Source organism: Candidatus Merdisoma sp. JLR.KK006 (assembly GCF_036941035.1).
GTDB lineage: Bacteria > Bacillota > Clostridia > Lachnospirales > Lachnospiraceae > Laedolimicola.
This window is the reverse complement of the sequence record NZ_JAYMNS010000009.1, coordinates 71,606-97,589: the sequence shown is the minus strand read 5'-3', so window position 1 is coordinate 97,589 and position 25,984 is coordinate 71,606. Positions and strand designations below refer to the sequence as shown.

Below are 25,984 nucleotides of genomic sequence, written 5' to 3'. Positions count from 1 at the left end.
CAATCCTCTGGACAGCTGGTCATAAGAGCGCTAAAATAGAGATTGTGATTACATATGAGGAGTATTTATGATGAAAAACGATAATCGAACTTGGTTTTTAAAAGGGCTGCGGGATGGCATCCCTATTTCTTTGGGATACTTGGCTGTATCCTTCACCCTTGGAATCGCCGCTAAAAATGCCGGCTTTACCCCGTTTCAGGCCATGATCACCAGTCTGACCAACAATGCATCTGCAGGGCAGTTTGCCGGCTTTACTCTGATTGCCGCAGGAGCCGGGTATCTGGAATTGGCTGTCATGGAGTTGGTAGCCAATGCCCGGTATCTGCTTATGTCCTGCGCCATGAGCCAGAAGCTGGCTCCGGAAACGTCTGTTTTTCATCGGCTTTTGGTCAGCTTTGATGTAACAGACGAGATCTTCGGAGTCTCCATGAGTGTTCCGGGAAAATTAAATCCCTTCTATACTTATGGACTGATTGCCATTGCCGCTCCGGGCTGGGCCTCAGGTACTTATCTGGGTGTTCTTATGGGTAATCTGCTTCCCGTGAATATGGTTCGGGCTTTGAGCGTGGGGCTATACGGTATGTTTCTGGCTGTGATTATTCCCCCTGCAAGAAAAAGCCGGATTCTGGCAGTGGTGATTCTCATTTCCATGGCCGTAAGCTTCGCTTTTACCAAGCTGCCCCTCATATCCACACTCTCTACCGGTACACGAACCATTCTGTTGACAGTACTGCTTGCCGGAGGGGCTGCAGTTTTATTTCCTGTAAAGGAGGAACAAGCAGTATGACACACAATATTTATCTTTATATCCTGGTGATGGCCGCTGTTACCTATACCATCCGGATGCTTCCCTTAGTACTTATAAGGAAGGAAATAACGAATCGTTTTATTCGTTCCTTTCTTTACTATGTGCCTTATGTAACTTTGGCTGTGATGACCTTTCCGGCTATTTTGTCAGAAACCGGAAGTATCTGGTCGGCTTGGGCTGCATTGATTACCGGCATTGTGCTGGCATGGAAAGGAAAGAGTCTTTTGCAGGTATCTGTTTGCGCTTGTCTGATGGTTTTTGTGTTGGAATTGTTTCTTGTCTAATTCTCCAGCAGCCAGTCTGTTTTCTTGCAGGCTGGCTGTTGGCAAATACAATAATTATGTTAAAAATATGTATGATAAAAATTAACTTTTCCCCAAAGCCGCCGATAAATTTTATATAGACATAATTACCAAAACTCAAACATTCCTGGTGATTCAGGCCCTATGAACACACCCTGACACACAACTTCAGGGTGAACAGGCTTTGTCCGATAAAGGATACATAGAGGAGGGATTTCTGTGAATTTCTTTACAGTCCAATCATTAAACACCTACACCAAAAACATGGAAATGCAGATGAAATGGCAGAAGAAAAAGGCATCTGGCGACTTTACCGCCGACGGCGCCACCACAATAGCCGATTCTGTAAAGCAGCAGGCTGAAGAGATACGAAAGGCCAATCAGGACGGCACCACCAAAATGACCGCCCAGATCGAGCTAAAGCTGAACAGCGGCCAGAAGCTGACGGCTGAAGAGATGGAATATCTAAGGGACCATGATCCCCAGACTTATCAGCGTGTAAAAGCTACAGAGACGGAGCAAAAGCAATATGAGCAGGAATTAAAGCGCTGCAAGACCAAAGAAGAAGTACAGCGTGTAAAAATGGCTCATGCCGCCACTTCTCTGAACACAGTAAACGAGATTAAAAACAATCCCAACATCCCTGAAAGCAAAAAATTGGAACTGGTTTGGAATGAGCACCGAAAAAACATGGCCCTGCAGCAAAGCACCCAGGAATTTGTAGAAAGCGGCAAATATGCCAAGCTGCCCACCGAGGCAGAAAAGCAGAAAGCTGAAAAGGAACTTGAGGAAGCTAAGAAGGCCGAAATGGGCATTGAAGATCCCGCAAAAACCGATAAAGAAAAGGATCCGGAGGAAACATCCGGCACAGAAGATGCTTCAAAAGAGATTCCAGATGAATCTGATATGGAAGATGAAAAAGCCAGGGCTGTTCTAAACCATCGGGAAATAACACGGCAAGAAGCCGAATCCTCACCGGAAGCCCTGAAAGTAAAACGTGCCAAAGCCCAGGCTGCCTATCGTGAAGCACAGGCATCCGCAAAACCGGATATCCCTATGCCATCCCAAAAGCTGGACGTAACCGTAGATTAAAACAAAGTGTCCAAAAGTCCTTTGGAATACCGACTGCCGAGTAAGAGCAATTCTTCTTACTCGGCAGTGTCCGTCCTAACCCCCTGTCCTCTCTTCAAATCCCCCTCTTTTTCTTCCCATATTCCCTCAAAATCTCATGAAACTGGCTCCCGCACCGTTCCAGCTCTCCCAAAACAATATCAATTTTTTCATCCTCCAGAAACCAATTATCCCGGCTGATTCCCCTGGTTACAGCAGGACACACAATAAATTCTGTATCCGGATACAGAATCTCATAATATAAAAGAGCTCTTCTGGCATGGCATGCCTGGGGACAGAGGATTGCCCGTTCTATGGTAAGCCCCGCCGCATCCGTCACCTGGCGGGAATAAATCGCATTTTCATAAGTAAAGGTCGCCCTCTTCTCTTCCAGTACAGCCTCCCCAGGAACTCCTTGTTCCGTCAAAATATCCCGCAAAAATTCCCACTCTGTCTCATAACCGGGAATCATACAATGACCTACCGGCTTACTGAAACGTCCTGACGGCAAAATCAGCGGGGCATATCCTTCTCGAAAGAGCATTGCCGCTTTCACGGCAATGGCCCCCTGATTGCCTCCCGGAACAAAAATAATGTCCGCTTTCTGAGGCCGGTGCTCTACAAAAATAAAATCTGTAATATCCTGTATAAATTTCATGGCTCTCTCCTTGTCCTCTGTTCCAATGCAAACACACACAATCCCATTAAGCGCCTATGAGTCTTTTCACCAAAACCACAGCCTCTGCCGCATTAGAGCTATATCCATCTGCCCCAATCTCCTTTGCAAAATCCTCATTCACCGGAGTCCCCCCCACAATAATCTGAATCCGATCCCGAAATGCCTGTCCGTTCAGTCCGTGAACCGTCTCACGCATAGCGGGCAAGGTTGTAGTCAGAAGTGCTGACAGCGCTACAATGGACGCATCCGGATGCTTTTTAACTGCATCAATAAACTTCTGAGTAGATACATCAATTCCCAGATCCACCACCTCAAAGCCTGCATTTTCCAGCATCATGCTCACCAGATTTTTTCCGATATCATGAAGATCTCCAGCCACTGTTCCGATAATAACCTTCCCCAAAATCATCGGATGCTCCGATGCAAGGTAAGGCTTCAATACCTCCACGCCTTTCTTCATTGCCCGAGCTGCAAGAATCATCTCCGGAACAAAGATTTCTCCCCTCCGGTACTTCTCTCCCACATTTCCAAGAGCATCAATCATTCCTCTATTAAGAATCTCATTTGGGGAATCGCCTGCATGAAGCGCCTCCTGAATCAAAGGCATCACAAGCTTCACTTTCCCCTCTTCAATTGCCGCTGCAATCTCTTCTATCTTTGTCATCTTATTTTTATTCCTTTTTCATATTTCTATACAGGTATTATATTGAGAACCTAAAATAAGATCAAGTAATAATTCTATGTTACTGTAAACAGTAATAATTCTATACGTTGCAGTATTAAATTAATCCTTTTTTCATTTTCAATTCGCCAAAATCGTGCTATAATATATGAGAATATAATCTATGCCGGATATAAATTGAATTTCAGGGAGGAAACTGCATGAACAGACAAAGAGAAGCTGAACACAATCTGATTGGACATATTTTGTCTGCATTATATATTTCGGAACAAAATTCCGGCCATGAGAAAGCTTCCTCTCTTTCAGACAATGACTTTCTTCAAACTGCTCTGGAGTTAAGAGCTTTTATGAACGAGATGCCGGGAGGTTTCTTTATTTATCGAGCCGACGGAAATGAAGACATCCTCTATGCCAACAATGCCATGCTCCGTCTCTTTAACTGTGATAACATAGAGGAATTCCGCACTCTGACCGGAAACTCCTTTCGGGGCATTGTACACCCGGAGGATCTGGAGGCTGTCGAGAACAGTATCCGGGAGCAGATTGCGGAGAATCAATATGATCTGGATTATGTAGAATACAGGATTATTCAGAAAGGCGGACAGATCCGCTGGGTAGAAGATTATGGACATTTTGTTCACAGTGAGCTTACCGGGGATATTTTTTATGTATTTGCAGGGGATGCCACTGAAAAAAGAAAAAAACAGACAGAAGAACAGCAGCAGCGTTTGGAGATCATTGAGGGCCTCAGCTGCAACTACGAAACGATTCTTTATATCGATCTGAATACAGACAAGCTTCTGCCCTACCGTCTGAGCAGCCGGACCATGCAGCAGTTTGACTTGGAAGGTTCCCTTTCCTCTTACCTTCAATTTTGTTCCGACTATATAAATACCTGGGTATATCCGGAAGATCGAGAGCTTATTACCCAAGCTTTGGATCCCCCTCGGATTCAGAGAAAGCTTGCTTCCTCCAAAACATACTATGTGAATTATCGTGCTGTGGAACAGAACGAACTTTTGTACCTTCAGCTTCGCATCGTCGATGTAGGGAACCAGGTTTCTCCATCCCGGATTGTTTTGGGTTTCCGGCGGGTTGATGATGAGATTCGCTTTGAGATGGAACAGAAGAAGTTATATGAAGATGCCCTGAATCAGGCTAATCTTGCCAACATTGCTAAAAATACATTTCTCGCAAACATGTCCCATGACATACGCACACCCTTAAATGCCATTACAGGCTTTATTACCCTTGCCAAAAATCACATGCGGGAGCCGGAAAAGCTCACCGAGTATATAAACAAAATTCACTCTTCCAGTGAACAGCTTTTGTCCCTCATCAATGATATTCTGGAAATATCCCGAATGGAATCCGGAACCTTTCAGACAGAAGAAACTGCCTGCTATCTTCCGGATCTTATAAAAGAAGTCCAAAGCTCTCTGCTCCCGCAGGCAGAAAAAAAGCAGCTCACCCTCCTTGTTGATTTCTCCCGTCTTCAGCATCCTTATGCATACAGTGATCCGGAGAAACTAAAACAAATACTCCTATGTCTTGGAAGCAACGCCGTAAAGTACACACAAAACGGCGGTCAGGTACGCATTGCTATATTAGAAGAAAAGGCTCCTTCCAATAACTATGCTTCCTACCAATTCCGCATAGAGGATAACGGCATCGGAATTGAACCCGAATATTTGGAGCGTATTTTTGAACCCTTTGAACGAGTTCGAAATACTACCTTCAGCGGTTTCCATGGTACCGGACTTGGCCTGACCATCGTGAAACGTCTGGCCGAGATTATGGATGGCACCGTTGAAGCAGAGAGCACTCCCGGAAAGGGCAGCCGATTTACCGTCTCATTCAATCTGCGTATTCAAACGCAAAACTCCTTTCAGCCTGAGGATGTTGAAAAGCTTGTAGTAAGCCGTATGGCCGGACGTAAAATACTTCTTGTTGATGACAACGGACTGAATCTGGAACTGGAATCCGAACTATTAGAAGATCTGGGCTTTCTGGTAGAAACTGCCGAAGATGGTCAGGTTGCCATAAAGCTCCTTCAGGCTGATCCCGAAAGCTATGGATTGGTTTTGATGGACATTCAGATGCCGGTTATGAATGGCTATGAGACAGCTCAAATCATTCGGAGCCAAACGGATCCCCGCCTCTGCGGCATTCCCATTATAGCTGTGTCCGCCAATTCCTTCGATGAGGATCGGCGCAGATCAAGAAAGAGCGGCATGAACGCCCATTTGCCCAAGCCCCTTAATGTGGATCACCTTCTGGAATTGATGGTGAATATGATTTCGTAATCAGCTCTGGTTCAATAACCAGATGCTTTTCCACTTCCTCCCCATCCAGAATTCGGACAGCAGTCTCGTAGGCCAGACGGCCAATCTCCGAGCAGCGAATGGTAGCATCCAGGATTCCGCGTTCCACTAAGTCGAGTCCTCCCAGATTCCCGTTATAACCATCTACTCCCAGAAAACAGGTTCCCGTTACCCGGTATTGATTCTGAGCCAGATAAGCCCCATAAGCCATTTCATCATTAAATGCAAAGACTACATCGGCCTTCTGGCTCACCACCAGATAATCCTTCATCCGGTTTTCTGCCTTATCCCTAAGCCATTCCCCATTCAGATAATGAATCTGATCCTCCCCAATTCTTCCCGCAACCGCATCCTGAAAGCCCTGCAAGCGCCTGGCGGAAATAGTTGAGCTTGATGGTCCTGTAAGCACTACGATCTGATTTCCCCGGCGATACCGCTCCTCCAAAATATAAGAACCGGCCAGACGGCCAATCTCATAATCATTAAATTCAATAAAAGCAGTGTAGCTTTCCGTTCCCGGATCGATCCCCATCACCACCACAGGAATCTCACGGCTAATCTCCTTCAGCTTCTCCTTAAGAGACAAGGAATCCCCCGGCGCCGCAATCAGCAGATCCACGCCGCATTCCATCAGTTGGTCAATATCCTGCAGCTGTTTTTCCTGACTGCCGGCAGCATCCTTGAAGATAATATTCACCCGGCTGTCTGACAGATGCTCCTCTTCCATGCTGTCTATGGTGTGGCTGAGCCATGGCTCCATCACATTGGACAGGCTGACCCCAATCAGATATTCGTACTCATTTTCCTGTATAATCTCCTTCTCTTTACAGCCTCCCATCATGCACAGCAGAAGGCTCAGGCAGAGAATCTTAAGCTTCTTCCCCATAATGTCTCCCTCTTAAACAATATTTTTCCGATGCTCCGACGGAGAAATCCCCATACTGTTCTTAAATGCCGTGGAAAAATAATGCTGGCTCTTATACCCTACCATATCCGCAATCTCATTAATAGAGCGGCTGGTACTGCGCATCAGCACAATGGCCTCATTGATCCGCAGGCTGGTGAGAAAGTCCTTAAATGGCATCCCCAGCTCCTGCTTCATAAGGCGGCTCAGATAGGCCGGACTGATGCCGATGGACCGGGCCACCAGATTCAGATCAATGTCCGGATCCCGAAAATGTTCATAAAGGTACCTTTTCGCCTCCGTAACAACAGGACGGCATTCCAGCGCCCTCTGCACCTCTTTCAAAGCCTCCCCGTAAACCTCCGGAAAAAGTGCCTCTATGCAGCTTCGAATGACGATCGTGCAGGTTCCTCCTAAAATCTGTTCCAGACTTTCTTCCACATGCCGCCTGAGATTTCTCAGCTCCTGGTCTGCTCCCTGAAAAATCCCTGCCACATTTTGATAGCGATCCATAAAAAGATAGACCGGACCATATTTTTCCAAAAGCTCCCCCAGAATATTTTTCAGGGCAAATTGATAGACGTTGTCAGAAATATGACTTTCATCCATGCGCAGGCTTAAGGTTCGATTGTTCTGGGTGGATACCAGAATCAGGGCTGCTTCTTCTCCGATATCCACAGACAGCAGTTCTTTCTGTCCTTCCCGCTCACTGTCGCTGAGTCTTCCCTCGATCCAATCGTTGAAAAATACCCCCTGAAGGTATTCCCGGTGCTGTTCCAACTGATAATTGGCCAAATCAATAAAGCGCTGTTTGGCACGCTCCCTGCTCAGTTCTTCTATCAGGCTGCGGATTGCCTCATAAAGCTCTTCCTCTCCCACAGGCTTCAGAATATAGCTGTGTACTCCCAGAGTCAAAGCTTCCTTTGCATAAGTAAATTCATTGTACCCGGATACAATGATTGTCCGGCACTCCGGATGCACCTCCCGAATCCGTTCCAGAAGCTGCAACCCATTGAGTTTCGGCATACAGATATCCACCAGGACCATATCCGGTCGTTCCTCCTGGGTAAGCCGCAGGGCTTCCAATCCGTTTTTTGCCTCACCGCAGACCTTTAGAGGAAGCTCAAAGCTTTCCACCAGCTCCCGAAGTCCCTGGCGAATCTTCGGCTCATCATCGGCAATTACTATCTTCCACATTTCTTTTTCCCTCCATATCCCTGATATACCGGCTATTCAGCGGAAGCCTTATCTCCGCAACCGTTCCTCCCTCTGTCCTCGGACGATAAAAAAGGCCGTAAGACTCTCCATAGGAAAAGCGAATTCGATCATGAACATTCAATACTCCAAAGGCTCGAATTTCCTCCGGACGCTCTTCCATACGAAGAAGTCCATTCATTTGTTCGCATTCCTCCCGACTCATTCCCGCTCCGTCATCCGCCACAGAAATAAGAAGCCGATCTCCCTTTTCCCGGCAGGCGCAGATTCGAATATTTCCGCGCTCCCGGTCAGATTCCTTTATCCCATGATACAGGGCATTTTCCACCAGGGGCTGTAAAATCAGACGGGGCACCATGCAGTCAAGCAGCTGTTCGTCAAAGACCGGCTCATATTCAAACAAATCCTCATACCGGAACTTCTGCACATCCAGATAACTGAGAACCAGAGTCATTTCCTCCCGAAGTGTAATATATTCTTTTCCGCTGCTTAAGCTGATGCGGAAAAAATTCGAGAGGGCCCGAACCGTCTCCACAATATCCGTAGCCTGATATCTTTTTGCCATCCACTGAATGCTGTCCAGGGTATTATACAGAAAATGGGGCTTAATCTGCTCCCGAAGAATCTTCATCTCCGCCTCCCGCTTTTGCTTCTGTTCCGCATAAACGAGCTGCAAAAGCTCATTGATCTTGTCCACCATAGAGTTGAAGCTATCCCCTAACTGCCCGATCTCCCCCTGGTAATGGTTATCAAACCGCACGGACAAATCCCCGGTCTGAGCCCGTTTCATCAGCCGGGAAAGGTTGGATATGGGCGTGGTAATGGTTTTGGAAAAGAATGCGGACCATGCCAGGGCCGCCGCACAGCAGATAATCGCCAAAAGAAAGGACACACGCTGCACTCTGGAAACTCCCTCAATGGTTTTTCCCATATCATAGAGCCCAACTGTGGTCAATCTGGTATAATCCGACTGATTATAAATGATCCGGTACTCCCCCTCCTGAATCCGGCATTTAAAGCTTCCGCTGCCTGCTCCCTGAAACCATGCCGGATTGATCCGGTATACCACCTTATTCTCCGGAGTATACAGCACATTCCCTTTGCTGTCCATAATAAAGACAAAACCGGTCTGGCCCAATGTAATATCCCCTACTAAACCCTGAATACTCAGCTTGTCCAGATCAATCAGAACCACACCTATAAGCTCCCGGCTTTCTTTCCCATAGATGCCCTGAGCCACAGAAACATAGCTGTCCGAGCTGTAGTTCCTCCAGTCCTGCAGATTCCGCCCTATGGATGAGCTGATTACAACCGGCTTGCCCTCTGCCCTGACCGCATCCTGATACCATCCCTCCTCACTCAAATCCTGCTTCTGGATCCGGTAAGAATCATTGGAAAGATAATGGCCCCTGCTGCTGGCCAGTACAATATTCAGATAATCCTTATGGACCGCAGAGTATTCCAGCAAAAGGTTACGGACAGATGTTTCCAGCTCCACCCTTTTTCCCTGCTCCCGCTCCTCGTCTACCGTAAGATAACCCTGAACCTCTCTGCTTTCTCCCAAAAGCTTTAAGGTCTTCTCAATGTCCTCCAGCTTTAGATCCACGGATTTCTGCACCTGATTCTGCATCTCGGCAGTACTGGCATAAGCGTGCTCTTCTATGGAGTCAATATAGATCCTGCTGCCGGCCATGGTCAGCACGAGAGTCACGGAAATAACCGCTGTAAAGGTAAAGGCTAAAAAGGAGCGCCTTAAATTTTTTGTAAAAAGCAATTCCTGTATGTTTTTCATAAGCACCTGCCCTGTTATGCTTTTGTTTTCTAAAATGCGTACCATTATTATACTAAAAAACTTATGGAAAAAAAAGGCTCGCCTGCGGTACACAGACGAGCCTTATAAGCTCACAGGCAGTTTTTATGATTCTTATTCGCCGCCATATTTCTTCAACAAGTCAGGAGCCGTCTCCGGAGTGATGATCTCGGATTCCAGAGTAATCTCTTTCTCAAGCTCCTTGCCCTCTACCAGAAGCTGGTATGCACTCTCAATAGCCTCTGCGCCGCCGGTGGGATATACCATGGACAGGCTCAGTCTGCCGTCCATAACGCTGCGGATTCCTCCGTCAGGGGTGGGAAGTCCGTCGACGCCGATGAAGATAATGTCTTTCTCACGTCCGGCATTCTTTGCTGCAATGTAAGCACCCTCTGCCATGGGGTCATTCAGGCAGTAGAACAGATCGATCTCAGTATTGGTCTGGAGCATTTCCTCTGCAACGGTGATCGCTTTCTCACGAAGCCAGTCCGCATTGTTAGCCGCTACGATCTCTACCTTTGGATTTGCCTTGATTCCTTCACGGAATCCGTTGTCTCTGTCGATACCGCCGGAGGTTCCCTCAAGACCCTTGATCTCGCAAACCTTTCCTCCGTCTGGAAGAAGTGTGTTTGCCACATACTCGCCTACCTGTTTTCCGATTGCCACGTTATCTGCACCGATAAACTGTGTATAACCGTCTCCGTCAATCTTTCTGTCCAGAAGAATAACCGGGATTCCTGCCTCGTATGCAGCCGTAACCGCATTGGTCAGAGGAGTTGCCTCGTTGGGGGAGGTAATAATCAGATCCACGCCCATCTGTACAAAGTTCTCAATGTCTGCAATCTGCTTGGAGTTATCCTGTGCTGCGTCCGCATAGATAATTTCGAACTCCGGATGTGCTTCTGCTGCCGCCGCAATCTGATCGTTCATAGCTACACGCCAGGGCTCGCCCAGGTTACACTGTGACATGCCAATCACGTATTTGTCTTTTGCACCTGTCTCTGCGTCTGCCGCCGGTTCTTCGGGTGTCTCTGCAGGAGCTTCCGCTTCTTCTTCCGCCGGAGCAGCCGGAGCCTCAGCAGGCTCTTCTGTCTTGCCGCCGCAGCCAACCAGTAAGGTTGCAAGCATTGCCGTGCAAAGTACCACACTTAAAATTCTCTTTTTCATATTTCCCTCTTTCTTCGATAGTTTTTATTTTTTTAATCTGCAGGGAGCTGCTATCGATCAGCTCCGTACAGATTGCGCACAATTAATTATAAACGGCTCAGTCTTTCCGTTCCGCCTGCATAAACACGGCAATGATAATAAGGAAGCCCTTTACCATCAACTGCAGGTTGGAATTTACACCCTTTAAGCCCAGTACATTGTCCAGCATGCCTAAAATCAATGCTCCAATCAGGGTTCCCAGCATGGTTCCCTTGCCGCCCGCCAGACTGGTTCCGCCGATGGCACAGGCCGCCACCGCATTCAGCTCATAGCCGGAGCCCTCGTTAGGGCCGCCCTGGCTGATCTGCGCCGCATGGATCATGGCTGCTACGGATGCCAGCATAGAGCACAGCATAAAGGTAAACAGCTTAATCCGATCTACATTGATTCCTGCCAGATAGGAAGCCTGGCGGTTGCCGCCGATAGCGTAAAGCTGACGGCCAAACCTGGTCTTTGTCATAATAAAATGGAAAATCAGAAGCAGTACCAGAAAAATAATGGCCGGTACGGGAATCAGGCCGCTGATCCTCATCTGAAGCACCTCAAACTCCGGCGGAGCCAATCCCTCCCCCTTTCCGTAGGTCAGGGGAATTCCCACGCCGTTGGCCCAGAAGCGGGCAAGTCCCCTTGCAATATTCATACTTGCCAGCGTCACGATAAATGCCTGAAGCTTCAGCTTCGTAATGCAGATGCCGTTGAAGAATCCAAAGGCTGCGCCAATCAAAAGGCTGGCAAGGACTGCCGGTACAAAGGGAAGCCCATTCCATACCATCAGCGCCGCACAGCCGGTAGACACCAGACCCACAACGGAACCGACAGAAAGGTCTATATCACCCAAAATCAAAATCATGGTCATGCCAATGGCAATAATTCCGTTCTCCGACACGGCGCGGAGCACATTCATCAGGTTCCTGGCATCCAGGAACACGTTTTTTCCGTCCTGTACGCAAATTACGCTTGCAACGATAAATATCAGGATCAGCGCAATTATACTCTGCATCTTTTTTAACAATACTTTTGTCTGATCTGTTTTCATTTCTGCCTCTCCCCCTTATTTCGTAGCGCTGTGAAGCAGCTTTTCCTGGGTCGCCTCTTTCTGCTCAAACTCTCCGGTCAGCTCACCCTCACAGAACGTAACAATCCTGTCCGAGATTCCTATAACCTCCGGCAGCTCCGAGGATACCACAATAATCGCCATCCCTGTCTTTGCCAAATTATTGATCAGCTGGTAAATCTCTGCCTTGGCGCCTACGTCAATGCCTCTGGTGGGTTCATCCAAAAGCAGCAGTTTGGGCTTTGTAAGCAGCCACCTGGCCAGAATGACCTTCTGTTGGTTTCCGCCTGACAGGGAGCTTGCCAGTGTCTTGCTTCCGGGAGCCTTTACCTTAAGAGCTTCTATCTGCTCCTCCCAGGCCTTTCCCTCGTTTTTCAGATCCATAAACAAAAATTTGCTGAACTGCTTTAAAAGAGGGAGTGAAATATTCTCTCCTATGGATCGCTGCAATACCAGTCCGCTTCCTTTCCGATCCTCCGTGGCAAAAGAAATTCCTGCCCGAATGGCATCCCCGGGCCTGCGAATCACAACCAGCTTTCCCTCAATATAGATCTCCCCGGTTACTTCCTTTCCATGAACGCCTGCCACACATTCAAAAAATTCCGTTCTTCCGGCTCCGGCCAGCCCCGCTATCCCTAAGACCTCTCCATGACGGACCTGAAGAGAAATGTTTTTAAGAGAACGTCGGAAGCTTCCCTCCGGAGGCGTATAGGTAAGGTTCTTTACTTCAAAGGCTACGTCACCTTTTTCCGTGGGAGCCTTCGGATACTGTTCACTCACGTCACGGCCTACCATCATACGGATAATCTCGTCCGTGTCAGTCTCAGACGCATTGACCGTGCCTATGTATGCACCGTCACGCATAACGGTCAGACGGTCGGCAATCTTGAAAATCTCTTCCATCCGGTGGGTAATATAGATGATTCCCCGTCCCTCGCTTCGAAGCCTGCGGATAATGGCAAAAAGCTTTTCCGCCTCCTTTTCGCTGATAGCGGAGGTTGGCTCATCCATAACCAGAATCTTTGCATTCAGTGAAAGGGCTTTGGCAATCTCCACCAGCTGCTGCTCTCCAATGCGCAGATCCTTTACCTGCTGAGTGGGCTTTACATCCAGCTCCAGCATATCCAGATACTTTTGGGTTTCTGTTATCATACCCTGAAAGTCCACCATTGGAAGCTTCTTTTTAAACCAGCGTCCGAGGAAGATGTTCTCAGCCACATTAAGCTCCGGAACCACCTGAAGCTCCTGATGAATCTTGGCAATTCCATGCTTCTTCGCCGTCACCGGGTCTGTCACGTTCACTTTCCGGCCGTCCACATAGATTTCGCCCTCCTGGGGAAGCAGGGAACCGCTTAAAATGTTCATCAGCGTGGATTTCCCGGCACCGTTCTCGCCCATCAGGGCAAGCACCTCTCCCTCGTGCAAATCTATGGAAACGTCCTTTAGGGCCTGTACGGCTCCAAAGCTCTTACTGATATGCTTCATTTCCAAAAGAACTTTCCCCATCTTCTCACCTTCTTTGTGCATTTTTTCCTATTAACCTCATTATAGCTTTCATTTTTCCGTCTGTATTTATAATTTTCGTAAAAATAATTATAAAAAAGTGACTTTTTTGTCTATAATTACCTAAGGAGAGATTTCCTCTATTCTGTTATGTACATGACGCAAATATTCTCTGCAAAATCATTGATAATCGAGTTTCTCTGGCATGCATCACTTGCAATCATGATCTTCCCAGTCTTCTTCGCGGACTCTATTACCTTATCATAATTAAACGGTACAATACTCCTTGCAACAATAACCTCTGCACTGATGCCAAACTCCTTCTCAAAACGTTCTGCCGCCTTCAGCGCCCGGTATAAAGTTACACCAATGGTCAGAATTGTCAGGTCGTAGCCTGTGTGCTTCACATCCGGCTCCCCGATGGGAATCTCATAATATTCAGCCGGAAACTCCCTCTTCTTTGTGAAACAGCTCTCCCTGTCCATAGAGAGACTGGCTTTCCAAATAGATAACCGGATCGGTTCCTGCCATAGCCGTTATTATTAAAGTTAAAGAGCACCGGAAGTCCGCCCTTCTCATGGGCAACCTTCTTGCGCAGAGCGGCACCAGCTGCAATGGGTGCAGAACCTCCCACAATGGCATTATTGGGATATACGCCAAAGGGAATGAAAAATGCATGCATAGAATTGCCCAATCCTTTTGCAAATCCGTTCTCACGGCCAAAGATCTCTGCCATAATACCATACATATAGAAGCGTGCCGCCAGCTCCTGCTTTATTCCTCCGGAATCCTTAAACGACTATGAGCGCAAACAATCTATCGGCTCTCTTGCGGCCGCTCTGGTGAATGACGAAGATTTTATATTTCTGGGACCCGGATATACCTGTCTGGAAGCAGCTAAGAATCTGAAGGTAAAAAACCGTCTTGCTGTCACTACTATGAATGTGTCTGCCGCCATTGAACTGACGAACGCCCCGGAATTCAATGTCATGATGGTGCCTGGGGATTTTACAAAAGAAACGGAACCTATTATGTAACAGGTTCCGTATTGATTGACTATTTTTCTGATATTTATTTTGATAAAATCTTTCTTACCATGGACGGCATTTCTCTAACCAGAGGCTTTTCTGTTCTGGATGATGTCACTGCCCGTATTTTTCGAAAACTCCTGGAGCAGGCTTCACAGATCATTGTATGCGCCACCAGCAGCAAGTTCGGCAAAAACGCTATGGCTCCTTTCGGACCGCTGACAATTGCCAACACCATTGTTACGGATGGTCCTGTTCCGACAGATTATCAAGCATATTTTGATGGTCATGGGATTCAGGTGATCTATCCGGAATACTAATAAACTAATTTCCAATGATACAGCTATCTACTCCGCAAACAACACACTAAGCGCCGCACCGCATGCAGCCTCTTCCTGGAAAGCTGTTATCTCAAGCTCCGCCTGAAACATCTTTTTTAAGGTATCTCTCAAAACCTCATTTCTTCTGGCGCCGTTTCCGGAAGCTATCAGCTTCTCTGCCCGGATTCCAGTTCCCCGATAAATCTCCTGACAAATATCACAATACTCCCGGGCAATCCCCTGAATCGCACCAAGAACTAAATTCTCCGGAAGAAAATTCTCTTCACTAAGTCCGCTTATACTCCCTCTAACCTCAGGATTGACCCGTGTTCCCTTAAACTTTGTGATAACCTGAATTCCACCTGCATCTTCTCTGGCCGACTTAGCAAGCTTCTCCATAACCCCATACTGCTCTTTTGCATCAAGTCCCATAGCCACAGCACATCTTTGGAAAAACTGTTCTAAAATCGCATAAGCTCTGCCGGCGCAAAGCACTGCTCCGGTAAGAATATACTTCTTCTTCAGGAAAGGCCGGGCCTCAATCCCCGGAGCCTCAAAATGCTGTTCTGACAATACCGACAGCTGTCCTCCTGTTCCCACATTCACCTGCCACACATTCTCCTGCATTCCTACCGCACCGAGAAAGCTTGCCTGGTTATCTCCAAGTGCCACAAAAACCGGTATTTTGCAATATGTACCTAATTTTTTTACTTCTGTCGTCACCTCTGGCAGCATGGAAAGCTCCATGCCTGCATCTATAATCATTTCCTCCCGAAAGCGCCAATCCTTTGTATCATAAAAACCGATACTTGCCCCATTGCTTGCATGAACAAGCGGACTCTTTCTTCCGGTCAGCCACATCCCCAGGTAATCGGAAATCGTACACACAGCCATACTCCCCTCCGGAACCAGCCCCTTCTTCACATGATACAGATATGTCACCAGTCCGAACCCTGTGGCCGCAAAAATCCCATACTTCCTTGTAACCTGCGCCGCTATGGACTCCCCGTCAAATTCCGGCTGATCGCCGCTTCCGTCCTGCCATGTATATAATGGACTGATACACCGTCCTTCTCCATCCGTATACAGAATGCCGTGCATCTGCCCGGTCAGACCTATGGCTTCTGTGTCCGGATGCTGCACAATCAACTCATCCAGAATTTCCTTTGCCTTTTTCATAAGAAGCTTTACATCCTGAATGCGCTCCCACTCCCGCTCCGTCCTGATAAAGCTGCCGTTTGGAACAGTCTTAGAAGCAAGAAGCTTTCTCTTTTCTGTATCCATAACTACAGCACTGATTGTAGTGGTTCCTATATCAATCCCTATTGTCTTCATAACATAAGCCTTTCTTTATTTTCTATAAACGATCCTCTGAAACAACTTCATCCAGGTAACTCTTATTCTGATACCTTTGGGTCACATATTCCAGAAGGATCTCCACCAAAACCATCATATTTAAGCTGGAGCTATTTTCATGTATAAACACCCTGGCACGATCCTCGATTCCCGTTGTGAGAGAAAAATCCGCCAATTGCGCCATGGGACATTTAATAGCATCTGTCAAAGAGATGGTTATCATCTTCTTTTTTTCTGCCAACTGCATTTCCTTATATGTCTTTTTATCCTCTCCGGATCGGGAGATAAAGATTGCTACATCCTTCTCCTGTCCCAGATAGAGATTCTCAAAATCTGTTTCCGAATATCCGCCGCCGCTGCATCGTATCCCCTTTCTTGTAAGACGGTATATGATGTCACAGGCAATAATCTTTGCATATCCATTTCCGATTACAAAAACCGTGGAAGCCTCATCAATTGCTTTCGCACAGTTCTTGATTACTTCCGTATCCATATGCTTTGATATGGTCATAATATTATTTGTAATGGTTAAAATCCGTTCCTGGACAGAATCATAATTCTGGGCATCCTTCTCTTTATTCAAGGTCCAATTCTTTCCCATATCGTGAGAAAGCTGAATCTTCATCTGATAAAATCCCGCATAACCGATTCGTTTGCAAAATCGGACCACTGTTGCATCACTAACTCCGCTCAGCTCCGCAGTCTCCGATACATTTGCTTCCAGCGCCTGTCCGGGATTGTTCAAGATAAAGTCCGCCACCTTAGCCTCTGCTGCATATAAGCTCTCATAGTTATTCTTAATATTTTCCCATACTGTATACTCATCTGTCATGTTTATGTTATAACCCATGCCGTTCTCCCTTTGTATGCCTTAAATTTTTACTTCCATAAATATCCATATACGCCTTCATTATACTATGAATCAAAGATTCATAGTCAGCATTCGCCGTTCGCCGAATATGCAAGCATACTCTTCTCACTAACGCTCATTATAACACAAAAAACAGGAATATCAATTTAATCTGAATCATAAAATGGGAGACTGAAATCCAAACCAGAATCTCAGCCTCCCCATTTCATCCATTCATATCAAAATAGTATGCTTCATTAATCAGTCAGATACTGGTCTACATTTTCTGAAGTTACTAATACGAAAGGAATGTCTGTCTTATACATCTCAACGCCGTCAGTTTCTCCGGTCATAATTGCCCTTGCAATGGTATTGATTGCATAATCACACTGCGCAACGCCATCCTGGAATACAGTTGCACCCAGAGTTCCCTCTTTTACCATGGTCAAGGGTCCTTTATTACCATCAACGCCGATACATACAATGTCTTCTCTGTTTACGGAATTGCAGTATGCCTGAACTGCAGAAGACATATCGTCATTGTCGCACACAATAGCTTTCAGGTCATCGCCATACTGAGTCAATGCATCCGTTGCAAAACCTACAGCCTTCTCTGCCAGCCACTCTGCAGCAAAGTCTCCGCCGCTGGTCCAGCCCTTATCCTCTGTCATAGTGTTTGCAATGCCCTGGCCTCTGTCAATCTGTGCGGAGGATCCAAGTACGCCCTGCATATGAACGTATGTACCGCCGTCCGGAACCATCTCATTGATATAGTTGCCCATCATCTCGCCAGCCTGAACATCATCAGAACCTGAATATCCGGAAGCCTTCTCCATAGTAGACTCTGTGGTAGAATTAATAACTACAACAGGAACTCCCTCTTCTGCGCAGCGTGTAACAACGGGATCAGAGCCTGCTGCCTCACAGGGCTGCAGCAATACAAAATTAAATCCATTGTTAAGCGCATCTTCCAGCTCACTGCACTGCAGCACCGGGTCTGTAGTAGCATCAAACATCTGCCATTCAGAAATAAGTCCCTCTGCCTTCATAGCATCTAACTGATCAGCCACATAACCGTTCATAGTTACATGGAATGCGTCAACAACGTTCTTCGCCATATAAGCTACCTTAATATCACCAGATACCGCCGGAGCTGCTGTCGAAGGGTCACTCTCCCCTTCACTCTCTGCCGGTGCTTCTGTCTCTGCGGGAGCCGGAGTCTCTGCCGGTGCATCTGTCTTGCCTCCGCATGCTGCCAGCATGCCGGTTGCCATCACGGCCGCCAGAACAATCGCCAACACGTTTCTCTTTTTCATGATAAAAACCTCCTTCATTAATAGAATGATAAATAGTTTTATATTTACTGCTTTAGCAGGAAATATCAATTAACGCTTTTTATTTACTGCCTTATCCAGAAGAACTGCCAGAACAATCAGCAGGCCCTTACATACTGTCTGCCAATAAGACTGCACACCAATCAGATTCATACCATTGTAAATCAGTCCAATAATGATAATGCCTACCACCGTTCCGGGAATGGTTGACACGCCGCCTGCAAAGGAAGTACCGCCGATTACACAGGCTGCAATGGCATCTGTCTCATAACCCACACCGATATTCGGCTGAGACGCATTGATCTTTGCCGTCATAATTAAGGAAGAGATTCCTGTAAAAAGACCGGATATTACATAAGTCCATACTGTAACCCAATATACATTTACACCGGAAGCAATGGCTGCATTTTTATTTCCGCCGATTGCATATACATAACGCCCGAATTTGGTCCAATGCATCAAAATATATGCGATGATAATCAATGCCAGCAAAATAACGGCCGGAATGGGAATCACATTGAGTACCTTTCCCAAACCAATCTTTGTAAATGCAGATACTGCAATGGGAAAAGAAGCGCCGCCGCTCAATGCTGTGGCAAGTCCCCGAACCACCAGCTGCATGGCCAGTGTAGCCACAAACGGAAACAGATTAAACTGTGCAATCATCACGCCTGTAACCAGTCCCATAAGCGCTGATGTAATAACTGCGGCCAGACATGCAAGAGCAATGCTCTCTGTAGACTGCAGCACCAATCCTGCCACAATCGAGCCCCAGGCCAGAAGCGCTCCTACTGTCAGGTCAATGCCGCCGGCCGTAATTACTATACACATGCCAAGAGCAATACATCCATTAATAGAAATAGTGGAAAGTACATTCAAAATATTGTTGTAAGATAAGAAATTTTCAGTGGTAAAGGTAAGTAGCAGAATCATTCCAAACATAATAAAGACAATTCCATACCGTTTAAAAAACAACTGCCGCTGATAGTTTTTATCTCCCGCAAGCTTTTTTGTATCCATTATTCTTCCTCCTATCTTAAGTTGCTACGCAACGGTACTAAAGGGTAAAGTCACTTCGGCACACCTGTCATGAGAGAAACTTTCATTCGAAAGGGCACTCATGAAAATTCCTCTCGTGTGCCTTTGCGACTTTACCGTCCAGCAGAAAATATTTCTTAAAACACTTGACATTTCTTAGCTGGACTTTTTTTGTTCCGTAATTTCATTAATTTCCAAACTCTTTCGCCAGAATAGTCTCCTGAGTCACCTTTCCGCTCTTTATATCCTCCCGAAGAAGCTCCCCGTTGATCTTCCCTTCGTGATATACCAGAAGACGGTCGCTCATAGCCATAACCTCTGGCAGCTCTGAAGAAATCATAATGACTGCCAGCCCCTGCTTTGCAAATTCACACATCAGAGAATGAATCTCTGATTTGGCACCCACATCCACACCTCTGGTAGGCTCATCCAGAATGAGAACCTTTGGATTGGACATTAACCACTTCGCCAATACCACCTTTTGCTGATTGCCGCCGCTCAGCGCAATGGCATCTTCATCTAAAGAAGCAGCTTTCACTGTGAGCATTTTGGAGTATTTTCCATTTTCTTCTTTTTCCTTCCTTTTATTCAGAAGCAGCCCCTTCTGATAAACAGGAAGATTGGGAAGGGAGATGTTCTCACTGATGGAACGGTACAGGCACAGGCCGTATTCACGCCGGTCCTCATTTACCATGGCAATACCGTTGTTGATGGCCTGACGGGGATTCTTATTCACGATCTCTTTGCCATCCATATAGATCTTACCGGAATCCAGCGGATCCAGGCCAAAAATCGCCCGCATGGTTTCACTTCGCCCTGCGCCGGCTAACCCGGTTAATCCCAGAATCTCGCCTTTTCGAACCTCAAAGCTGATATTTTCGAAGCCTTTTCCTGTAAGCCCCTCTACCTTGAAAACCACATCTCCGATCTCACATTCTGTCTTTGGGAATACATTTTTTACTTCCCGTCCTACCATCATAGAAATCAGAGAATCCTGAGTCACTTCACTGATAGGCTTGCAGTCGATATACTGTCCGTCCCGGAATACGGAAACCGTATCGCAGATGCTGAAAATCTCCTCCATACGATGTGATATGTAAACAACGCTGACTCCCTTCTCCTTCAATTGGCGAATGGTTTTGAACAGCCGTTCTGTCTCTTCATTGTCCAGAGATGATGTGGGTTCATCCATGATCACCAGCTTGGCATCAGAGGATACCGCCTTCATAATCTCAATCATCTGAGCCTGGGCCAGCGACAAATCTCCTACCAGATGAGTCGGGCTGATATTAAAATCAAATTCCTTAAGAATCCTTTCCGCTCTTTCATTCGTTGCTTTTTTGTTCAGAAAAACTCCCTTCACATCCTCATTGTGAAGAAAAATATTCTCCGCAACTGTCAGATGGGGCTCCGGATTCAATTCCTGATGTATCATCGTAATGCCCTTTTTTATTGCCTCCGCCGGCCCGCTTACCTTATAAGGCTTTCCTTCAAAGGTAATGGTTCCGGAGTCAACCTTATGCAGACCAATAATCGCTTTCATCAGGGTTGACTTGCCTGCGCCATTCTCACCTACAAGGGCGTGAACCTCTCCACGTTTGATGTGCAGTTCCACATTCTGAAGCGCTTTTGTACCTCCGAAGGACTTCGACAGGCCCTGACATTCCAAAATGTAATCACTGCCTCCTGCAGCTTTTGCATTTTCTCCCATTTCTTCCGCTCCTTTTTTGTCTCTATGCTTTCCCTAAAGAATAAACCGTTGCTGTATTGGCTCCACGTCCGTCAGCGGAGTGATTAACGTGGCTGTGAAAAGTAATGAAAATCTTTCTTTGTATGAAATTATATTTCTTTATATCACTGTTGTCAACATGATTAAGAAAAAAATTTTATTGCATTCCTTTATTCTTTATTTATTCTATTTATTTATTAATCAAATTAATAATAATCCATTTTATATTTTATGTCAATATACTATTTGCATTTTTGTCGAAAACGCTTCATTTTTTGCATATATCTCCAATTTTGAGCTTTTATTTATATGCAAATTGCACAAAAAAATGGTTTGAAAAAAGTTCCTGCTTTTTCCAAACCATTTTAGCAATATTTCAACTATTACCAGTTCTTAAAATATTTTTTCTTAGCGAAACAATTCTGTGTGTACAAATGCATAATCAATAGCCAGTTCTGCCGCACCGATAAAAGCAGAATCCTTCTCAAAGGAGGTCAGACGTATCTCTGCCTGATTCAGCACCTTACGTTCTACTAACTGCCTGATATTATATCGAATCTCTTCTGGTACCTGTTCTCCAACCCGGCTCATCTCATCGCCAATGATAATCAAGCTCGGATTATAGCTGTAGATCAAATTGATTATTCCTGCGCTTAAATAGCGCATATTTACCTGAAACTCCTCATATATAACCGCGTCCTTCTGTCTCACAGGCTGGATCAAATCCTGAAACTGCTTAAAAGGCTGGCGTCCCGTATTTCTCATTCTCTGATTCACTCGTTCTGTAAATGCAAGCGTTGAAGCATAGCAGGTCAGGCATCCCCTATTGCCGCATTCACATCTTGGGCCATCCATATTGATACTGGCATGTCCAATTTCTCCTGCTATTCCTGTCGCTCCTCGAAAGATCTTCCCTTCATAATAGATCCCTGCTCCGATTCCCTGCCCTACAGCCAGATAAACCACAGTCTCATACAGATTCGGATCTATCCCAAAGGAACATTCGGCCAGTACGCCGGCATTGGCATCGTGATCTATCACTACCGGAAGATCCAATCCGTCTTGAAGCATCCTTTTAATGGATACATTCTCCCAATCCGTGAAAACTGCTTCAATCACGCCTTCCTCAAAATAATAGGGACCGGGAACTGCCATTCCCACTGCCAGAATCTTCTTTTCCGGATGATCTTCAATTAACCTTTGAATGTATTCCTGTATCTTTGGTATTACTACACTGGGTTTTGTATTTGTAATGTATTCTCGGTATTCTTCCTCTACCAGTTCCCCCATCAGAGTAAAAATTCCTACCTCAAAATATTTTCTGGACAGTCGGACGCCAATCACATAAAACCCTTCCGTCTTCAGACGGATTCCGATTGCCCTTCTCCCCTTGCAGCCCTCAATCAGGCCCGTTTCCTCCACAAGCTCCCAGGAAATAAAGTCATTGATAATGTTCGTGATGGTTGCCTGCTTTAATCCTGACTGCTCTGCCAGATTAGCCCTGGAACATATGTGATTCTGCTGTAGGAGTCTTAATAACAGCGTTCGATTCATGGCCTGTATTGCTTCCAGATTTTTTCCGCCCTGCTTCATGAATCTTTCCTCCGTGAATCCTTATAATCAAATTATCCTAATAATTTTTTATTCTATATTTGATATAAGAATAACATCTTGTGCTCTCCCATGTCAAATATATTTATTTTATTTAATCATTAATTGATTTAATATCAATATCTCTAAATTACGTGAATTACACAAAAACATTTTTCGTATATGTTTACTTTAAGAAAAAATATTTCTTGACACAGCGTATGAACAACCCCTATAATCATCTTGTAACCGTTCACTGTATTCAAAATTATATTATATTAATTTATTTATCGGATTAATATACAGACAGGAGGTTATCATGTCAAAAATCAAATACGGCAGCCAGACCTACCCCTGGCAAATGAATCTGAAAAAATTCCACGGACAGGTTCCTCATATGGTGGACGTTCTGCTGGAAGCAGGCTTCACCGGCATGGAAGCAGAGATCTGTATGCTGGAAGATTACTACAAGGATTGGAAAAAGCTAAAAGATCTATTGGATGAAAAGCAGGTTGTTTTTGCAGCTCTGGCCGTTCATGAAGACTGGCTTCTTCCAAAAGAGACCGATGAAGAGCGGGCAAGAGTGGATGAGGCAATCGAATTTCTGGCTCATTTCCCAACCTCCAAGCTGATGCTGGGACATGTGGCAGCAGATCCGGTCCGGGAACATAATCTCTATGAGAAGCAGGTCAATCAATTAAAGTGCATCTCAGCCATTGCACAAAGGGCGGCAGAAAACGGCATTGTAACGGTATTCCATCCAAACTCCGGAGAAAACTCTGTTTTCCGTTATGAGAGTGACTATCACATTATGTTTGATACGCTCTACACAAAGGGAATCGGTTATGCCCCTGATGTCGGCCATATGCTGAACGGCGGTATTGATCCCCTGAAGATAATCAAAGAGCACCGGGATATTGTGCAGCATGTTCATTTTAAGGACATGACGCCTGAGCATGTATGGGCCGCTATGGGTGAAGGTATTGGAGATTTCAAATCTATCGTAGATTTCCTGAAAGAAACAGACTATGAAGGCTGGATTATGACAGAGGATGAATCACCAGATGCAGAAAATGATTCTGATCGTGTTGTACTGGCTGACGGAAAATACATGAAGAGTATTCAGTAACAAATTAAATTTTACATAACCTAAGGGGGTATACTTTATGAAACACACAGTAGCAATTATGGGCCTTGGTGTGCGCGGAAAGACACACCTAAAGGGAATCCTGGAAAATCCGGACCGCTATGAGGTGGTAGGTCTCTGCGACATCCGCCAGGATGTGATGAAGACCGCAGCTGAAACCTTCAGTCTCACGGTTCCGCTTTTTACAGATGTGGAGCAGATGCTGACCGAGACAAAGCCTGAGGTATTTGTATTCGTCACCTATCCCAATCTTCGCCTTTCCATGATCGAGCTGGCTATTAAGCATGGCATCAAGGCCGTATCCTTTGAAAAGCCTATGGCGGAGGATATGCCGGAAGCCAAAAAAATGACGGATCTTTGTGTCCAGCATCATATCAAGGCTGTTGTCTGCCATCAGCAGAAATATCTTTCTCAGATGCAGGAATTAAAGAAAAAAGTAGATCGGGGCGATCTGGGTGAAGTAAAAAAGATTTTTGCAGAAACCCAGCCCTGGCTGGCACAGCTTGGCACTCACTATATGGATTACATTATCTGGGCCAACGGCGGCTGCCGGGCAAAATCAGTCGTAGGTCACGTGCATGGACCTGCTACCTTAAAGGATAACCATCCGTCACCGGATTTTCTTATGGGCGAAATCTTATTTGAAAACGGAACCAGAGGCTACATTGAATGCGGTTATTTCTCTGAGCGTCACAATCCGGAGATGTATGCAGATTCTGATAACCGGCTGACCGTATGGGGAACCAATGGATATGCCTATGCAGAGACTGATGGCTTTTGGGGTGAATGCAGCAAAGCTACAAAGGGAGAATTTATTACCGGAAAGAACCCCGGATGGTATCACCATCAGGAAAAGCAGATTCAGACGCCCTATTACACGGAGTATGCAGACTGGCTGGACGATGATTCCAAACCACATTCCTGCAATATCGAAACAGCCTTCCACGGCTATGAAATCCTGGAGGCTATCTGCTTAAGCGCTCTGAACAACACTCGTGTCGATCTGCCGCTGACTGATTTTAGCTATGAGCCGGTACTAGAGCGCATGGCAAAAGAGCTTCCTGAGTGCGGAACTGTACTTCGGGCATTATATACAGGAGAGGAGCCGAGAGAAGAACGTGACTAAACAGTGTAAATCAAATGGAATTACCATCAGCTATGAAGAAAGCGGTTCCGGAGAGCCTTTGATCCTTCTTATGGGGCTTGGTGCTCCCGGAAGCAAATGGGCTCCTCATATTGCGGCCTACGAAAAGCATTTTCATGTCTATGCCCTGGACAACAGGGGCGCCGGACTTTCCGACAAACCGGTTGCCTATGCCTATACCATTGAAGATATGGCAAAGGATACTGTGGGCATGATGGATGCCCTTGGTATCGAATCTGCACATTTTAACGGCATTTCCATGGGCGGCGCCATTGCGCAGTACCTTGCCGTCCACTATCCGGAGCGTGTACGTTCTGTTATTTTGACTAACACTTTTCCCAACTGCTGTGTAAGCTTTCGGCGTTCCATCGAGATTCTTCGGGAAGCCAATGGACAGCTTGATCCTGTTACCTCCCAAAGACTGACCCAGTGGATTATCTTTGCACAGCCTTTTCAGGAAGAACATGAGGATTTCATGCTGGAATCTGAGCTTAAAGATATGGCCTATGAACATCCCATGCCTTCCTATGCCTTTAAAGCGCAATGCAATGCAATTCTTGGCTTTGATATTCTCAAGGAGCTTCCTAAGATCAAGGCTCCAACCCTGGTGGCTGCCGGAGACAAGGATTTATTTGTACCTGCAGCTGTTTCCGAAGCAATGTGTAATGCCATTCCCGGTGCACAGCTTTATATGGCAAAGGATGGAGGACATGTTCAGCATTGGGAGCAGCTTGAGAAATACAATCAGGTAACCTTGGACTTCTTGTTGGAGCACAGAGACAGCTAATCGCTGCAGATATCCATGCAATCCGGGCTCTTTAACTTCATTGCCTTTCATATAGTCCAACTGC

General features: G+C 46.0%; 25 protein-coding genes. 9 read left to right on the top strand and 16 right to left on the bottom strand.

Features of this window, described 5'->3' with window-relative positions:
- The first annotated feature begins 70 nt into the window (after positions 1–70).
- From VSQ61_RS09570 to VSQ61_RS09560, 3 genes are all read left to right on the top strand, one after another.
- Entirely contained in the window at positions 71–787 is a 717-nt protein-coding gene (locus VSQ61_RS09570; protein ID WP_334344246.1) for an AzlC family ABC transporter permease, read from the top strand.
- Positions 784–1,092, top strand: coding sequence for an AzlD domain-containing protein (locus VSQ61_RS09565; RefSeq protein WP_334344211.1), 309 nt, complete (start codon positions 784–786; stop codon positions 1,090–1,092). Before VSQ61_RS09570 ends, VSQ61_RS09565 begins: the two co-directional genes overlap by 4 nt.
- A gap of 237 nt (positions 1,093–1,329) precedes the next feature.
- Positions 1,330–2,202, top strand: coding sequence for a hypothetical protein (locus tag VSQ61_RS09560; RefSeq protein ID WP_334344210.1), 873 nt, complete (start codon positions 1,330–1,332; stop codon positions 2,200–2,202).
- Between the two features lie 94 nt (positions 2,203–2,296).
- On the opposite strand, the gene VSQ61_RS09555 is transcribed toward VSQ61_RS09560, so the two are convergent.
- Together VSQ61_RS09555 and VSQ61_RS09550 are read right to left on the bottom strand one after the other, a co-directional pair.
- Entirely contained in the window at positions 2,297–2,878 is a 582-nt protein-coding gene (locus VSQ61_RS09555) for a YdcF family protein (RefSeq protein ID WP_334344209.1), read from the bottom strand.
- Between the two features lie 46 nt (positions 2,879–2,924).
- Positions 2,925–3,563: a cobalamin B12-binding domain-containing protein gene (locus VSQ61_RS09550; RefSeq protein ID WP_334344208.1), complete on the bottom strand. Its 639-nt coding sequence runs from the start codon at positions 3,561–3,563 to the stop codon at positions 2,925–2,927.
- Positions 3,564–3,781: 218 nt separating this feature from the next.
- On the opposite strand from VSQ61_RS09550, the gene VSQ61_RS09545 reads away from it, so the two are divergent.
- Positions 3,782–5,887 (top strand): hybrid sensor histidine kinase/response regulator, encoded by a 2,106-nt coding sequence (locus VSQ61_RS09545; RefSeq protein WP_334344207.1) that lies wholly within the window; start codon positions 3,782–3,784, stop codon positions 5,885–5,887.
- Here the strand turns inward: VSQ61_RS09545 and VSQ61_RS09540 are convergent.
- From VSQ61_RS09540 to VSQ61_RS09505, 8 genes are all read right to left on the bottom strand, one after another.
- Positions 5,841–6,791 (bottom strand): substrate-binding domain-containing protein, encoded by a 951-nt coding sequence (locus VSQ61_RS09540; protein WP_334344206.1) that lies wholly within the window; start codon positions 6,789–6,791, stop codon positions 5,841–5,843. The genes VSQ61_RS09545 and VSQ61_RS09540 overlap by 47 nt on opposite strands.
- Positions 6,792–6,803: 12 nt before the next feature.
- Positions 6,804–8,006, bottom strand: a complete 1,203-nt coding sequence (locus tag VSQ61_RS09535; protein WP_334344205.1) for a response regulator — start codon at positions 8,004–8,006, stop codon at positions 6,804–6,806.
- Entirely contained in the window at positions 7,981–9,816 is a 1,836-nt protein-coding gene (locus tag VSQ61_RS09530) for a sensor histidine kinase family protein (RefSeq protein WP_334344204.1), read from the bottom strand. Before VSQ61_RS09530 ends, VSQ61_RS09535 begins: the two co-directional genes overlap by 26 nt.
- Before the next feature lie 132 nt (positions 9,817–9,948).
- Positions 9,949–11,001 (bottom strand): substrate-binding domain-containing protein, encoded by a 1,053-nt coding sequence (locus VSQ61_RS09525; RefSeq protein ID WP_334344203.1) that lies wholly within the window; start codon positions 10,999–11,001, stop codon positions 9,949–9,951.
- A gap of 97 nt (positions 11,002–11,098) precedes the next feature.
- Positions 11,099–12,076: an ABC transporter permease gene (locus VSQ61_RS09520; protein WP_334344202.1), complete on the bottom strand. Its 978-nt coding sequence runs from the start codon at positions 12,074–12,076 to the stop codon at positions 11,099–11,101.
- Between the two features lie 15 nt (positions 12,077–12,091).
- Positions 12,092–13,600: a sugar ABC transporter ATP-binding protein gene (locus VSQ61_RS09515; protein WP_334344201.1), complete on the bottom strand. Its 1,509-nt coding sequence runs from the start codon at positions 13,598–13,600 to the stop codon at positions 12,092–12,094.
- 137 nt (positions 13,601–13,737) lie between these two features.
- The gene (locus VSQ61_RS09510) at positions 13,738–14,004 is read right to left on the bottom strand and encodes a transketolase C-terminal domain-containing protein (protein ID WP_334344200.1); all 267 of its coding nucleotides are present in this window, start codon (positions 14,002–14,004) and stop codon (positions 13,738–13,740) included.
- Entirely contained in the window at positions 14,001–14,345 is a 345-nt protein-coding gene (locus VSQ61_RS09505) for a hypothetical protein (protein ID WP_334344199.1), read from the bottom strand. The genes VSQ61_RS09510 and VSQ61_RS09505 overlap by 4 nt, the downstream gene beginning before the upstream one ends.
- A gap of 28 nt (positions 14,346–14,373) precedes the next feature.
- On the opposite strand from VSQ61_RS09505, the gene VSQ61_RS09500 reads away from it, so the two are divergent.
- Both VSQ61_RS09500 and VSQ61_RS09495 read left to right on the top strand, forming a co-directional pair.
- Positions 14,374–14,634 (top strand): sugar phosphate isomerase family, encoded by a 261-nt coding sequence (locus tag VSQ61_RS09500; RefSeq protein ID WP_334344245.1) that lies wholly within the window; start codon positions 14,374–14,376, stop codon positions 14,632–14,634.
- A gap of 11 nt (positions 14,635–14,645) precedes the next feature.
- Positions 14,646–14,945 carry a DeoR/GlpR family DNA-binding transcription regulator gene (locus VSQ61_RS09495; protein WP_334344198.1) on the top strand — a complete coding sequence of 100 codons (300 nt, stop codon included), beginning with the start codon at positions 14,646–14,648 and terminating at the stop codon, positions 14,943–14,945.
- Between the two features lie 27 nt (positions 14,946–14,972).
- On the opposite strand, the gene VSQ61_RS09490 is transcribed toward VSQ61_RS09495, so the two are convergent.
- From VSQ61_RS09490 to VSQ61_RS09465, 6 genes are all read right to left on the bottom strand, one after another.
- A complete protein-coding gene (locus VSQ61_RS09490; protein ID WP_334344197.1) occupies positions 14,973–16,280 on the bottom strand; it encodes a sedoheptulokinase in 1,308 nt (435 codons plus the stop codon).
- Between the two features lie 22 nt (positions 16,281–16,302).
- A complete protein-coding gene (locus VSQ61_RS09485) occupies positions 16,303–17,151 on the bottom strand; it encodes a MurR/RpiR family transcriptional regulator (protein WP_334344196.1) in 849 nt (282 codons plus the stop codon).
- A 257-nt stretch (positions 17,152–17,408) separates the two neighbouring features.
- Positions 17,409–18,467 carry a substrate-binding domain-containing protein gene (locus VSQ61_RS09480; RefSeq protein ID WP_334344195.1) on the bottom strand — a complete coding sequence of 353 codons (1,059 nt, stop codon included), beginning with the start codon at positions 18,465–18,467 and terminating at the stop codon, positions 17,409–17,411.
- Between the two features lie 69 nt (positions 18,468–18,536).
- Positions 18,537–19,505: an ABC transporter permease gene (locus VSQ61_RS09475; RefSeq protein WP_334344194.1), complete on the bottom strand. Its 969-nt coding sequence runs from the start codon at positions 19,503–19,505 to the stop codon at positions 18,537–18,539.
- Between the two features lie 205 nt (positions 19,506–19,710).
- Positions 19,711–21,234: a sugar ABC transporter ATP-binding protein gene (locus VSQ61_RS09470; RefSeq protein WP_334344193.1), complete on the bottom strand. Its 1,524-nt coding sequence runs from the start codon at positions 21,232–21,234 to the stop codon at positions 19,711–19,713.
- A 426-nt stretch (positions 21,235–21,660) separates the two neighbouring features.
- Positions 21,661–22,845 (bottom strand): ROK family protein, encoded by a 1,185-nt coding sequence (locus VSQ61_RS09465; protein ID WP_334344192.1) that lies wholly within the window; start codon positions 22,843–22,845, stop codon positions 21,661–21,663.
- 316 nt (positions 22,846–23,161) lie between these two features.
- Between VSQ61_RS09465 and VSQ61_RS09460 the strand changes: the two genes are divergently transcribed.
- Genes VSQ61_RS09460 through VSQ61_RS09450 form a run of 3 tightly spaced genes read left to right on the top strand, consistent with a single transcriptional unit; the run spans position 23,162 to position 25,920 of the window.
- Positions 23,162–23,971, top strand: coding sequence for a sugar phosphate isomerase/epimerase family protein (locus tag VSQ61_RS09460; RefSeq protein ID WP_334344191.1), 810 nt, complete (start codon positions 23,162–23,164; stop codon positions 23,969–23,971).
- A gap of 37 nt (positions 23,972–24,008) precedes the next feature.
- Positions 24,009–25,115, top strand: coding sequence for a Gfo/Idh/MocA family protein (locus tag VSQ61_RS09455; RefSeq protein ID WP_334344190.1), 1,107 nt, complete (start codon positions 24,009–24,011; stop codon positions 25,113–25,115).
- Positions 25,108–25,920, top strand: a complete 813-nt coding sequence (locus tag VSQ61_RS09450; RefSeq protein ID WP_334344189.1) for an alpha/beta fold hydrolase — start codon at positions 25,108–25,110, stop codon at positions 25,918–25,920. The genes VSQ61_RS09455 and VSQ61_RS09450 overlap by 8 nt, the downstream gene beginning before the upstream one ends.
- Positions 25,921–25,984 lie beyond the last annotated feature (64 nt).